This window comes from Nitrospira sp. M1 (assembly GCF_965152605.1).
The window spans coordinates 895,878-909,845 of sequence record NZ_OZ224217.1 but is presented as its reverse complement, the minus strand read 5'-3'; the positions used below and the strand labels follow the sequence as shown (position 1 = coordinate 909,845).

Sequence of the window (13,968 nt, the reverse complement as noted above, 5' to 3'; positions counted from 1 at the left end):
CCGCCCCTCATCACCATCGATACCTTTGTCATTACAGTCATTACACTTCATAGTCTTGTGTTTTTTCCTTTTCCTCATATGCCTCTTCAGCATCATGACTCGTGGAAGACGATTCCCCCTCCACGCTCTCTTGCTGAGACATCGAGTCCTTACCAACATCGACACCATGTTGCACGTGATTCATTTCAGCTTCAGTTAAATCAAAAAACCGTCGGGCAGCTTCGATAAAGACAAATCCGTTCTTTGACTGAGCTTCAGACTTGAGCGTCACCAATGAACCATGCAAAAGTTTATTCACAATGGCAGAGGCCAGCGCTTCAATGGCAAGTTGTTCTTTTGGAGAAATATGCTCTAAGCGACTGAGAACTTTTTCGACCTCTGCACGCTTAATCTCCTCTGCCCGTTTCCGCAAGGCCACAATGGTCGGGGTCGCCTCTAATCCACGCAACCACGAAAGCATAACCTCAACTTCATCTTTCACCAACCCTTCAGCCTTCTCCGCCTCTTTGCGCCGCTCCTCCTGATTCTGCCCAACATGCGTTTTGAGGTCATCGATATCAAACACAAACGCGTTGTCGATATCCTTACCTGATGGGTCAATATTTCGTGGCACCGAAATATCAATCAGAAACATTGGACGATTCATCCGTTGACGAATAGCCCATTGAATGTCTTCTGCCGTGATGACATAGTACGGAGCTCCGGTGGCACACAACACAATATCTGCCTTGGGCAAAGCCGAACGAAAGTCTTCGAATGGAATAACAGTCCCGTTAAATTGCTCGGCAAGATTCAGCGCACGGTGAGTATTTCTTGTGGTGACCATCATCTGCTTCACCCCAGAATTGACGAGATGACGGGCGGCTAACTTCCCCATCTCTCCAGCACCCACCAATAAAACCGTTTGATCTTTTAAACTTGAAAAAATTTTCTTTGCCAGTTCGACCCCGGCATAACTGACGGAAACCGCATATTCCGCAATCTTCGTTTGCGTTCGAACACCCTTCCCAACTGAGATCGCCTTTTTGACAAACTTGTTGAGAATGACACCACTCGTTCGATGGGAAAGCGTCAGTTCATACGCATCCTTTACCTGCCCAAGAATTTGTGGTTCCCCAATGACCATTGAATCAAGACTGGACGTCACGCGAAACAAATGTTTAATGGTTGACTCATCAGCATATCGATACACATGGGGAAATAATTCATCAGCTGATAACGAAAAATGTGTCGAAACCAAAAAGTCTTGAATCTGAGAAAACCCTTCCTCCATGTCCTTGACAACCGCATAGACTTCTACACGATTACATGTTGACAGAAACATCCCTTCTTTGACGCTTGGGTAGGCCAGGAGTCGAGTCAAGGCTTCTCCCATACGGCTTTCTGGTATGGCTAAACGCTCACGGAGTTCGACTGGAGCAGTTTTATGACTCAGCCCGACGACAATAATATTCATAGGGTTCCCAACTGACTCTGATTTTTCAGAACCACCCCCACGAATGTCAGAATCACCGCGGCAAAACCTACGATCGTGAGATACGCCGCCTTCTTAGCCCGCCACCCAACGGTCACCCGACCAAGAAGGACTGCAAAATAAAAAATCCACGTCACGAGCGCCCACACTTGCTCTGGATTCCAGCTCATGTATGACCCAAGGGTGACATGGGCCGACAATGAACCCGTTAAAATACCAAGGGTCAGAAAGGGAAAGCCTAAAAGGATCGAACGTTGGTTTAACGAATCCAAGAAATCTAATGGTGGAAGCTTTACGTATAGCGAATTAAATTGTTTTGATTTGAGCATGCGATCTTGCATGAGGTACATAATGCCTGCCACAAAAGCCACGGCAAACCCAACGGTTCCCAACATGCTCAACGTCACATGCACCCACACTGTTTCGAACACCGGTTGAAACCCTTGTGTGCCAGCTGGAGCAATACTCGCCGATATTAAGGAAAGAAACGCCAAGGGCAATATAAACGCACCGAGTACATGTAAGCCTCGCTTCAGCGCAACACTTAAAAAAACTAATACCAGAGTCCAGGCAAAAAAGGACATGGCCTGTTGAAAAGTCATGATCGGAATCTGGCCCAGGCTCACGGATTTGGCCAACAACGCAACGGTATGAGACGCAAACCCAAGCCAGGCAAACGCCGAAGCCCATTTGGACAAAAATTCAGAGCGTCGTAAGAGATACGTGAGAAAGACAATTGTCCCCGAAAAATAGAGGACCATTGTGACTCCAATGAGAGTCTCAGCCATAAAGCCTTCGTTTTAAGGGAAAAATACAAAACCCCCTGTCAATCCAACTTTTGAGTATAGACTTGGGCCTAATGGAGGTCAAGGAACAGAAGAGGCAGAAACCCCCTTGGATGCTGACCTCTTCACGTTAATATTAACGATACGATTCTTTTAATATCCAACAAAAGTCTAGATCTCCAGCAAGCAAGAAACATCATCGCCGAAAGACGTATAGCCGATTCAGTTATACCGAAACGATACGGCGCCACTGTGTACACGTTTAATTTCCAATACGCGAGAGAACACGTCAAGCATTGTCAGTTATAGCCGATTCCATGAGCTTCCGTACTCTTGACACGTTGAATATCACATTGAAAGTCCTTACTTGGACACCTGTAATCAAGACATAAGAAGCCGCCAGGTCGCAACCATGCCGGCCCGCCAGGCCCAGATAGTTCGCCCAACAACCGTGTCCAAGGACACCTGCAATGGAGATATACGTAGCCAGAACGATCACAACAACGATTACCCTTCAGGTGCAACCGGGTCGTTCAACGACCGTGTCCAAGCATACTGATGTATATGTAGATTCGCTATAATGGGTCTGTTGAAAAAATCCGCCAGCGGCGTTCTCGCCATTTTGCCGTGCTCACGTATAACCAGTACGCTCCGCGCGTCAAAATGGCTGTGGCCTTGCTGGACGGACTTTTTTGAACCGACCCGAGGCTTCTGGCATCCAACACGTGCTCGAGGAATATTGCAGCTCGATATCAGCATTACTCAACACTCTCATAATAGAAAATCACCGAAACTCCTACTGGCGAAAGACTCGGCAAAAGATGTCTTTTTCCACTCCATCTATGGTATCCAACCATTAACAGGAACATTCTTTAAGAAAATTCCTGACCCGTATAACTACGGATTAGGACATCGCTTATTTCATCAAGAGGGCATCAGCATCTAAAGACTCATGGCTGGAACGCTTTTCATCGTTAGTACTCCAATCGGAAACCTCGAAGACATGACATTTCGAGCCATTCGAACCTTAAAAGACGTTTCAATCATTGCGGCCGAAGATACACGACGAACTCAAAAAATATGCACGTATTACGATATCCAAACGACCCTCACCAGTTACCACGATTTCAATAAAGAAGAAAAAACGCCTGTCCTCCTTCAACGACTAGAGGAAGGAACTGACGTGGCAATAGTCTCTGACGCTGGAACTCCATTAATTTCAGACCCAGGGTATTATCTCACTCGAGCAGCTATTGCACAGCAAATTTCAGTCGTCCCAATACCTGGAGCGTCTGCAATTCTCGCGGCATTAACAGCCTCAGGCCTCCCACCTGATGCGTTTGTGTTTCAGGGGTTTCTTCCTAAAAAATCAGGGGCTCGGACACAAATACTCACCAAACTCGTTGAAGAAACCCGGACAATTATCTTATTCGAAACACCGTATCGAATCAGAATAACACTCGAGTCAATTCAACAGGTATTCGGGGCAAGACAAGTCGTGGTCGCACGAGAACTCACAAAACTTAATGAGGAATTTTTGAGAGGATCGGCGGAAGAGCTACTAAAGACTGGCTTAGCACAACGGGTGAAAGGTGAGATAACCCTCCTGATCGAAGGACTTCACTCAAAAAAGCTCAAACGACTTGAATAACGACACCTATTTTAGTCAGATTTTTTTTGTATATACACCCGAAAAGCCTGCTCGACGGATTCTTGATGTAGCACCGTATGACCTTCATTTTGTACACTTTGTGGAACATTTCGAATAGGGTCTCCGTCATCTAATACAACAGCCAAAACAGATCCTGGATTCATGTCTTCAAGCTTTAACTTTGTTTTCACAAAATTATACGGACAAATTACTCCACGTAAATCGAGTTCTTCCTCTGCTTCATTCTGCGTCACAACCGCTCCCCCTAATTCGAAAAGAATAATACGCTGAAGCACTCAAAGGTTATAGTGAATCTCAATTCGGTCCAGTTATAGCCGTTCCAATTTACTTCCGTCTGCACGACGTGTGTTGTTGCGCTGTGTACATGATGTACATTCGGTTGGAAGTTATTTGGTTTCGCTATAATGCCAAAAGACTTTCAACGCGGTGTCAAACGCCAAACATCGGAAGGTTATACCCGCTTGGATTGATTGACAATGCTTGACGTTGCCTTTCACGTATTGGATGGCACTTGTACACGGTGGTGTTTTATCGTTTCGGTATAACTGAATCGGCTATAGCCCCGCGCGATACACCGTGAAAATAAGGAAGGTTATGCCCGCCTGGATGACCTGCAGTCGATTGACGGTTCAATAACGAAGGGGCAATCAGTATTCAATAGGGTGACCTGTAGATTCGGCATAACTGAAACGGCTATAATCGTTGAAATTCGTTCAAATATAAAAATAGATAGCTACAGTTATAATAGTAACGTTATTCACTGCTTGCGTTTGCATCCTCATTCTTTAGTAGTGGCTACTAAGAATCTATTATTTCGATGTATGTACCAGGTATTTTAGTAGGACAGTAAATAGCACGTAAACATGTAATTAAAAAAAGAGCGTGGCGACCTCCAAAGCCACCACGCTCTTTTCAATATGGGTAAAGGCTGCTCGAATTATTTATTGAACAGTACCTTTGTTGTAATTCTTCCCATCTGATCCGTAGTCACTCGCGACATTCTTCTGGGTTTTTTCGTTTACCGTGTCTGGCTGTGGAGCACATTGCCAGCAAGGCGCAGCACCGGTCATTTTCCCAACAGGCGTTGAAATTCCAGTGTTGATTGAACCCATTTGAATCCCACCCTCTGGAACGCCAGTATAGCTGCCACCTGTGGCAGGAAGAGCTGTCGCATTAAGAGGGTCTGGACGCTGACCAAATCCACCACCGAAGTTTGGATTGTCTTCACCGGCAAGCAACTGACTACCCTCTACAACATACACTTCTCGAACAAGCTTCCGACCTGTGCTGAACTGGTGCGCAGAATCGGTCTCTTGAACTGCAGAAACGGCGATCAGATCGCCCCTACCGACCATTTTAATGCTTTCAATGTTCGTTTTGTCGTCAAAATACAGCGTCTGGATGTTCTTACCACCAATCCCCATCTCACGGTGATCTCTGGAACTTCCACCCATCTCAAGATAGAGGGCTCCCGCTGCGTAATTGACGCCAAGCACTTCTCCGTGAATAGTCTCTGGAGCAGAAAGATATCGCAGCATGTCATCTTCATTCATGACGCGAGACCGAGTTCCAGACCCTTGAGACTCTCCAACTCCTGAACCGAAACCAGAATGTTGAGGCGCTCGCTCTTGCGCCACTGCCACGCTCACCGAGCTTGCAAGAATAATTGCTGCTCCAAAGTAACCTAACTTCCGCATGTGGCTCCTCCTTGGAAGTGTAAGTGAATAATCGGTCAAATAATAATGGATTGAAACCAACGTACCATCTTACTTTACTTTTTTACTCTTACTTCTTATTTCCAGTTTTAAGGGGTCAAACTATAGTCAACTGTCATGGCCCTGTCAAGTGCAATCGTCTGTCATCATGGAAATTTCGGATTCATGTAACTTTAACGCTTTCAAAACATCAATAACCAGCGTTTTGTAAGTCGTTGGTGCCCGGAGGGAGGGTCGAACTCCCACTCTCTTGCGAGAACCGGATTTTGAGTCCGGCGCGTCTGCCAGTTCCGCCATCCGGGCCAAGAAGCGATTTTTAGCATGAACTTTTAAGGAGGTCAAACCCTTAAAAATCAAAAAACGCTGAAATTTCAAAATTTTGTGATTATAGCGAATCCAAATACGTTCCAAACAGGAAAAGACAACTAACCCAGCGCGGCACAACGTTTCAACCAGCGGAAATTATTTGAAACGGCTATAATATAGCGAATTCAAATAAGTTCCAGTTTAACTGTGAGGACTTTCTACGCGGTATCAATGCCAAACACCAAACATCGGAAGGTTATACCCGCTTGCCTTGACTGACAATGCTTGACGTGTTCTCTCACGTATTGGAGATCAAACGTGTACACAGTGGCACCGTATCGTTTCGGTATAACTGAATCGGCTATATTTCCATCCGTTACCCTATCCGATAGAACCTAATTCAAATGCTTCCCCCCACTTTCGCAACATGGTCGTTTTTAGGCTCTGATATTTAGGCGATTTGAGCTGAGGGTCTTGAGAAAGACATTCCCCTGCAATCCGCTTGGCTTGAACAAGGAGTTCATGGTCTCGAAAAGGCTGAGCCACCCGAAAATCAACCGATCCCCATTGTTGGACTCCTAAAACATTACCTGGACCACGAAGCTTGAGATCTTCCTCAGCTAACGCAAATCCATCAGCACAACGCGCGAATATCTGGAGTCGATGACTCTCGGCTTGAGCAGGACTCTCATTAAAATTACCCAGGCCATTTGGTGACGCAGGCATTTGTGGAAATGGTAATTCCAAATCTCCGGAGGCAGGGCTCTCTTGAACAACAGGCTTGATCGCCGAACGTACCAATACACACAGCGCCTGTTGCGCACCACGTCCGACCCGACCTCGCAATTGGTGTAATTGCGCTAATCCAAATCGCTCAGCATGCTCAATTAAGATGATGGTGGCATTTGGCACATCAACGCCAACCTCAATGACTGTCGTGGCCACAAGGACATGGATACGGCCCTTTTTAAATGCAGCCATGGTTGCCTGCTTCTCTTTTGATTTCATTCGTCCATGGAGTAAGCCAACCTTCAACTCTCGGAACGCTTCTTGCTGTAAGCGTTCTGCCGCTTCAACCGCTGCCTGCAAGTCTATTTTTTCAGAGGGTTCAACAAGGGGATAGACAATATACGCTTGTCGCCCGGCATGCACTTCTTTTTGTACTAAAGCATAGGCTCGCTCCCGCTCCTGAGCATCAAACACAAGCGTTCGCACAGGCTTTCTCCCCGGTGGAAGCCGATCAATCACGGAAACATCCAAGTCACCGTATACCGTCATCGCTAATGTTCGAGGAATCGGCGTTGCCGTCATCACTAAGACATCTGGGGGATAGGCTCCTTTCTTACGAAGTTGAGCGCGCTGCACCACTCCAAACTTGTGTTGCTCATCCACAATCACCAACCCAAGGTTTTTGAAGTCGACTTCTGGTTGAAGCAAGGCATGAGTACCCACTGCGACCTGCGCGTGACCTGAAGCAAGCTGCCGAAGCACTCGTGTCCGTTCCTGAGCGGTTTGTCCGCCTTTGACACGCACCACAGTGATGCCCAATTGCCTGAAATACGGTTCAATGGTTAAAAAATGTTGCTCACTTAACACTTCGGTCGGTGCCATCAACGCCGCCTGATAGCCCGATCCGCAGGCTGTCACAATCGCATGAAGCGCGACCATCGTCTTTCCTGCCCCAACATCTCCCTGAAGCAGACGATTCATTGAAGAAGAACCAGCCATATCCGACTGAATTTCTTGAATCACACGTTCCTGTGCGGCAGTTAAGGTAAAAGGCAAAAGAGTTCGAAATTCTTTCACCAATTGCGTATGCACAGAAAACTCAATTCCTCGAGACTCCGTTTTGATCATTCTCCGGCGGACAGCCAGCGCAAGCTGAAGAAGCAGCAATTCTTCGAACGCAAACCGTTGGTGGGCAGTCGTCGTACCATGAGTCAGCTCTTCCACATTCTCGGAATTTTCAGGAAAATGCAGTGCCGTAACCGAGGTCTTCAGCGAAGGCAACTTCAACTTTCTTAAAAGATCGGATGGGAGAATCTCTTCAATGGCATCGCGATAGCGCTCATAGAGTTCAGTCAGAATTCGTCGAAGCTGCCGCGATGTCATCCCTTTTGTTTCGTGATACACCGGGACAAGACGACCCACGCCATCGCTCGTCTCTCCATCATGCCGAATCAGGTCATGCTGAGGCGCTCGCATGTGAAGAGATGCGCGACGCTTATTCTCCATAGAGACCTCGCCATGCAAAAGCAGGCATGTTCCTGGCACAAACAATTGCTCTAAAAATGGTTGATTGAAAAACACGGCATGAAGAACGCCAGTGCCATCATCAATAGCGATGGATACAATCACCAACCCCTTTCGCGACGTTCGCCGTGATTGACAAGACGTCACACGTCCACAGACAGTCACGTTCATTGCAGGTCGAAGTTGATGAATGGGTGTAATCGTGGACCAATCTTCATACCGCCAGGGGAGAAACCAGAACGCATCTTCAACTGTGATAATTCCCAGTTTCTCCAAAAGTCGAGCCCGGGTTGGGCCAACGCCTTTTCCAAAACGTACGGGCAGATTCCACAGATGTGTCGGAGCAGATGAAGACACGTGATTTATTTCTGCTTTTGACGCGACAGGAGCCAGGAAAGGCTTGCTATTCTGCACAGCGGCATCAGAATGCATGGCAACATGCAAACCGCTCAAAATAGTCCGAGCTTGAGCCACACGAATATTTCGCTCATGTTGGGTTTGAAGCGCATCGAAATCAACAAATAATTGCCTCAGGCACATCAGATCGGCTTCAAGTTGTGACGAAAAGATACCACGACCCAATAAATCAAAAACCTGCCGAGAAATCTCAGCTCCAACCTGCCGATTACCGGGAAAAGGGTGGACAATTGGAGAAGTGGAAGAAGAATGCGAAGGGAGAGAAGCACTGAGTTGCTTGAGCAATGACTGCCAAGCCATGTATAGGTCGAATAATTTTGCTGATGCCCCTTGCCTCACCATGGTAATTTTTCGATAATAATGAGGAATATCAAACGACCCGCCCCTCCATGAAGACTTGTCTTCGACCAACAGCGTATGGTATCAAGGACGTTTGTTCCTCACAACTATTACTAAGAGTAGGAGAGTACGCCATGGCTTATGCCTGTGAAATATGTGGAAAGCTTCGACAAGTCGGAAATAATGTAAGTCATGCGAATAATCGAACCAAACGAGTCTTTCGGCCCAATCTCCAAACGGTCAAAGCCCTAATCAAGGGTGCGGCACGAAGAATCAAGGTTTGCACTCGATGTCTCAGATCAGGACTTGTTCAAAAAGCTGTATAATGACTGCACGATATTGAATTTATCCCTTCATCCGCCCCTACCAGATTCGAATTCATCGTTTCTGAGAAACTTGTAACAAGCTATCCTTACCAGCCTTCTGAAAATTGAATACGGTTGAGAATACTGAACGCTCAAAAATGGAAGAGGGCTGGAAAAATTTCTACTTCTTCCACATGCAGATTGAGAAAGACCAAGGAACTTGACGAAGATGACGACAATGGGTATGACACAATACATTTGTCACATCGACGATCGAATACTCAGCGTCAAATATTTCAAGCGACTTCCAATACATCATGATTGAGAGAAATCTCTTGAAATCTTTTCTTGCCACTCCTGACCTGTTCTCCTATACCCTTGTTCTGTGAAGATTTTTTCCACACCACGACTTCTTGCTGTCTTTCTTACCGGAATTTTGTACCCCTTGTGCTTTCCCAACTTGGATTTTGGATGGGTGGCTTGGATCATGTTGGTCCCGCTTCATATGGCGATTGACGGCCTCTCGCCAAAACAATCGTTTTGGTGTGGGTGGTTCGCCGGCACCTTGGGATTTGCCGGGACCGTGAATTGGGTGATTACCGCCATGCATTCGTATGGTCAGGTGCCTTTAGTGATTAGTATTGGCCTGATGATCTTACTCGCAAGCTACCTCGGACTCTATGTCGGGCTTTACACTTTTGGAGTCTCCTGGTTCACACACTCGACACAGCTCATTATATGGCTGGCCGCCCCTAGTCTCTGGGTCGTCCTCGAATTCATTCGAACGTATGTGTTCAGTGGATTTCCCTGGGCACTCCTCGGCTATTCACAATATCAGTGGCTTTCCGTCATTCAGATTGCCGATATCACAGGCGTCTACGGACTTTCATTCATGATTGTGTCAACAAACGTGATGATCTTTCAGTTCATTTGCTGGGCAAAAAGTAGGCTGAATAAGAACGTACGGCCCTTTCCTTGGCCTACTGTTGCATCCGCCATTGGGATACTTGGACTCACGCTCGTCTACGGAATATGGCAACTAGATCGGTATACCGAAAGCCATGCCTCAACTCGTTCGCTTAGAGTAGGCGTCGTGCAAGGCAATATTGATCAGGCTAAAAAATGGGATGAAACCTACCGTCAAGAAACGGTCAACCGCTATAACACCCTCAGTCGCCAAGCCGCCAAAGAGACCGATCTTTTAATTTGGCCGGAATCGGCTACGCCGTTCTTCTTTGAGCGAGAACCCAATTATCAACGACAAGTGGCCTTGGTTGTCCAAGAGACCAATACCCCCTTGCTGTTTGGAAGTCCGACCCTTCGTCGCCACCAAGACGGCAGTCCCTATCTCATGAACAGTGCCTATTTGTTAATGCCTGAAGGAGAAATTGTCGGACGATATGACAAACGTCATCTTGTCCCATTTGGAGAATATATTCCCCTCCGAACCATTTTATTTTTCCTCGATAAACTCGTTGTCGGTATTGGGGACTTTCGGTCCGGCGTTGGCCCGATGACCGTCACCTTGCCTCAAAAGGATGAACGACCAACTCTCAATTTTGGTGTGGCGATTTGCTTTGAGGTGATCTTTCCAGATTTGGTCAGACGCATGGCGAAGGAGGGTGCCGACTTCCTCGTCACAATTACGAACGATGCCTGGTTTGGTGATTCAGTTGCACCGTATCAACACTTCGGGATGGTGGTCTTCCGAGCCGTCGAGAATCGCTTAGCCTTTGCTCGATCTGCGAATACCGGAATTTCCGGATTTATTGCACCCACGGGGCACATTCTTGCGACCACGCCAATCTTCACGCAAGAAGCGCTGACTGGAACAATCCCACTACGCACAACGACAACATTTTATTCACAAAATGGAGATGTGTTTGCCTGGAGTTGTGTTATACTGCTCACCATATGTGCGTGGCATCAACATCGTCGAACTCGTCAGACCAAGATCTAAGACATCTCAGTCTTAACGACATAACTTAAAAAAGGAGACCAGAATGCTCGAAGACATTCGGACCCGCATGACCCATATTGCCAATCACATTACCGACCTACGGAGGTCTCTTTGACCTCCCTCGCCTAAAGACTGAACTCGACGAGCTCGAACAAGAAACCGCTCAACCAGATTTCTGGAAAGACGCGAATAACGCGGCAAAAGTCGGTCGTCGACAAGCGACGATTGAACGTGACATTCAACGCGTCACAGATTTTGAGCGGCAGTATAGCGACTTGGAAGCCCTCGTTGAACTCACGAAGGAAGAGGAAGATGCTGAACTCCAACATGAATTGGACGCCGGCCTTCAGCAAATCGAAGCAACGCTGGAAGCCTGGCAGCTCGAACGTCTCCTTTCCGGCCCACACGACCACCGTCCGGCAATCTTGAGCCTCTACCCAGGAGCCGGCGGCACAGAATCTCAAGATTGGGGACAAATGCTTATGCGGATGTACGTTCGCTGGGCAGAGGAAAAAAGGTATAAAGTCGAAACGATTGACTTGCAGCCTGGAGACGAAGCTGGCATCAAGAGTGTCACCCTCGGGATTTCTGGCCTCAATGCCTATGGTTATTTAAAAGCCGAAGCAGGAGTACATCGATTAGTGAGAATTTCCCCCTTTGATGCGAATAAACGACGGCATACCTCGTTCGTCGCAGTTGGAGTCTATCCCGAACTTGATGATGACGTAGAAGTCACAATTGACGACAAAGACCTCAAAATCGATACGTTTCGCGCTGGTGGAGCCGGAGGTCAGAACGTCAATAAGGTGGAAACAGCCATACGCATGACCCATCTACCTACAGGCATCGTCGTGCAATGTCAAAACGAACGATCTCAGTTGCAAAATCGCATGGGAGCGATGCGAGTACTGAAGGGGAAACTCTTTGAACTCGAACAAAAAAAGAAAGAAGCGGAGTTTCAAAATATCGTCGGCGAAAAAAAGGACATTGCCTGGGGAAGTCAGATTCGGTCCTATGTGTTTCAACCCTATCAAATGGTGAAAGACCATCGAACGAATCACGAGTCTGGTAACGTCCCCGCCGTCATGGACGGGGCATTAACCCCTTTTATTGAAGCATATCTCCGAAAGGCCGTCTCTGATGAAGCGTAAACCGTATTTCGTCGTTCGTTGTTCGTCGTTCGAAAAAGAAGGATGAGTACGCCTTTCCTACACGAGATACGAAATACAAGCAACGAACGACAGGTATCCCAATGGATGAATTAAACGACCAACAAGTTCAGCGATTAGAAAAGCTTGATATATTGAAAGGCCTTGGGGCCTCTCCCTACGGCCTTCGCTACGAACCGACACATACGGTTGCGGAAATCATTGCGTCCCATAGCACCAAACAGAAAGAGGAGTTGGATACAGATCATATCCCCTGCAAGATTGCTGGACGCATCGTCGCGTTGAGACGGTTTGGCAAAGCCGCATTCGCCACCTTGCAAGACGGAGGCGATCGGCTCCAAGTCTACCTCAAGCAAGATGTGGTCGGGATAGAACTGTATACAATCTCCAAAGAGTTCGACCTTGGTGATTGGATTGGAGTAGAAGGACGATTGTTTCGTACCAAAACGGATGAACTGACGGTAGAAGTCAAAACGTTTGTGTTTTTAGCCAAAGGCTTGCGTCCCCTGCCAGAAAAATGGCATGGACTCACGGATATCGAGACACGGTACCGTCAACGGTATGTCGATCTTATCGCAAATCCCGAGATTCACCGCACCTTTCGAATGCGGAGTCAGATTGTGTCTGAGATTCGAAACTTTCTCACCGAACGTGGGTTTCTGGAAGTCGAAACCCCCATGATGCAGCCAATTCCTGGGGGAGCAGCCGCCCGCCCCTTTGTCACCCATCACAACACACTGGACATCGACCTTTATTTGAGAATTGCTCCGGAATTATATCTCAAACGTCTTATTGTTGGAGGGCTTCGTCGTGTCTTTGAGATTAACCGGAATTTTCGAAATGAAGGCATCTCAACGATTCATAATCCAGAATTTACGATGCTGGAGTTTTATCAAGCCTATGCGGACTATCATGATCTCATGACTCTCACAGAGGAACTGTTTTCAGGCCTCGCGACCACCGTGTGCGGCACGACAACAATTGACTATCAAGGTCAATCTATCGACTTAGCTCCTCCCTGGCGTCGCATGCCGTATTTAGATGCGGTCGTGGAAGTGAATCAGGTCGATCCGTCCATATTAACGGACCTGGGGAAAGCCGTCGAAGTCGCCAAGTCTCTCAAGGTCCACATAGAACCGGAGAAGGGATTGATTCCTGTCCTCACTCAACTGTTTGAGGCCACCGTGGAACCGACATTAATACAGCCCACGTTTATTACAGATTTCCCAATCGAGATCTCGCCCCTCGCGCGACGGAAAGACACAAATCCCGCCTTAACCGACCGTTTTGAATTATTTGTAGGCGGTCGAGAACTGGCGAATGGATTTTCAGAGCTGAATGACCCCATTGACCAACGGCAACGCTTTGAGGGACAAGTCGAACAGCGTGCAGCCGGCGATGATGAAGCTCACTATCTTGACGAAGACTTTCTGCGTGCCTTGGAATTCGGTATGCCCCCGACAGCCGGTGAAGGTATCGGCATTGACCGGCTTGTGATGCTCCTGACGAATCAAGCCTCGATTCGAGACGTGATCCTCTTTCCTCAACTTCGTCCGGATAAATCCTTGTGAGT

General features: G+C 47.4%; 11 protein-coding genes and 1 tRNA gene. 6 read left to right on the top strand and 6 right to left on the bottom strand.

The window, feature by feature from the left end; genetic code table 11:
* Nucleotides 1-40: 40 nt before the first annotated feature.
* Together hemA and ACWHX8_RS04425 are read right to left on the bottom strand one after the other, a co-directional pair.
* A complete protein-coding gene (gene hemA, locus ACWHX8_RS04430; RefSeq protein WP_447970751.1) occupies nt 41-1,456 on the bottom strand; it encodes a glutamyl-tRNA reductase in 1,416 nt (471 codons plus the stop codon).
* Entirely contained in the window at nt 1,453-2,262 is an 810-nt protein-coding gene (locus ACWHX8_RS04425) for a cytochrome C assembly family protein (RefSeq protein WP_447970750.1), read from the bottom strand. The genes hemA and ACWHX8_RS04425 overlap by 4 nt, the downstream gene beginning before the upstream one ends.
* A gap of 577 nt (nt 2,263-2,839) precedes the next feature.
* Between ACWHX8_RS04425 and ACWHX8_RS04420 the strand changes: the two genes are divergently transcribed.
* Both ACWHX8_RS04420 and rsmI read left to right on the top strand, forming a co-directional pair.
* Nucleotides 2,840-3,205, top strand: coding sequence for a hypothetical protein (locus ACWHX8_RS04420; RefSeq protein ID WP_447970749.1), 366 nt, complete (start codon nt 2,840-2,842; stop codon nt 3,203-3,205).
* A 6-nt stretch (nt 3,206-3,211) separates the two neighbouring features.
* On the top strand, nt 3,212-3,910 hold the full coding sequence (gene rsmI, locus ACWHX8_RS04415) for a 16S rRNA (cytidine(1402)-2'-O)-methyltransferase (protein WP_447970748.1): 699 nt from the start codon (nt 3,212-3,214) through the stop codon (nt 3,908-3,910).
* A gap of 11 nt (nt 3,911-3,921) precedes the next feature.
* Here rsmI and ACWHX8_RS04410 read toward each other — a convergent pair whose 3' ends face one another.
* From ACWHX8_RS04410 to recG, 4 genes are all read right to left on the bottom strand, one after another.
* A complete protein-coding gene (locus ACWHX8_RS04410) occupies nt 3,922-4,164 on the bottom strand; it encodes a sulfurtransferase TusA family protein (protein WP_447970747.1) in 243 nt (80 codons plus the stop codon).
* 708 nt (nt 4,165-4,872) lie between these two features.
* Nucleotides 4,873-5,628, bottom strand: a complete 756-nt coding sequence (locus tag ACWHX8_RS04405) for a hypothetical protein (RefSeq protein WP_447970746.1) — start codon at nt 5,626-5,628, stop codon at nt 4,873-4,875.
* A 234-nt stretch (nt 5,629-5,862) separates the two neighbouring features.
* Nucleotides 5,863-5,949: transfer RNA gene (locus ACWHX8_RS04400), tRNA-Leu, on the bottom strand.
* Between the two features lie 384 nt (nt 5,950-6,333).
* The gene (gene recG, locus ACWHX8_RS04395) at nt 6,334-8,964 is read right to left on the bottom strand and encodes an ATP-dependent DNA helicase RecG (protein WP_447970745.1); all 2,631 of its coding nucleotides are present in this window, start codon (nt 8,962-8,964) and stop codon (nt 6,334-6,336) included.
* Nucleotides 8,965-9,095: 131 nt separating this feature from the next.
* Here recG and rpmB point away from each other — a divergent pair, with 131 nt between their 5' ends.
* From rpmB to lysS, 4 genes are all read left to right on the top strand, one after another.
* A complete protein-coding gene (rpmB, locus tag ACWHX8_RS04390) occupies nt 9,096-9,287 on the top strand; it encodes a 50S ribosomal protein L28 (protein ID WP_447970744.1) in 192 nt (63 codons plus the stop codon).
* A gap of 364 nt (nt 9,288-9,651) precedes the next feature.
* A complete protein-coding gene (gene lnt, locus ACWHX8_RS04385; RefSeq protein WP_447970743.1) occupies nt 9,652-11,226 on the top strand; it encodes an apolipoprotein N-acyltransferase in 1,575 nt (524 codons plus the stop codon).
* A 43-nt stretch (nt 11,227-11,269) separates the two neighbouring features.
* Nucleotides 11,270-12,377 (top strand): peptide chain release factor 2 gene (prfB, locus tag ACWHX8_RS04380; protein WP_447970742.1). Its coding sequence is split into 2 segments (ribosomal slippage): nt 11,270-11,338 and nt 11,340-12,377, totalling 1,107 coding nucleotides; the frame shifts between segments, so codons are not numbered across the junction.
* 101 nt (nt 12,378-12,478) lie between these two features.
* On the top strand, nt 12,479-13,966 hold the full coding sequence (gene lysS, locus ACWHX8_RS04375) for a lysine--tRNA ligase (RefSeq protein WP_447970741.1): 1,488 nt from the start codon (nt 12,479-12,481) through the stop codon (nt 13,964-13,966).
* Nucleotides 13,967-13,968 lie beyond the last annotated feature (2 nt).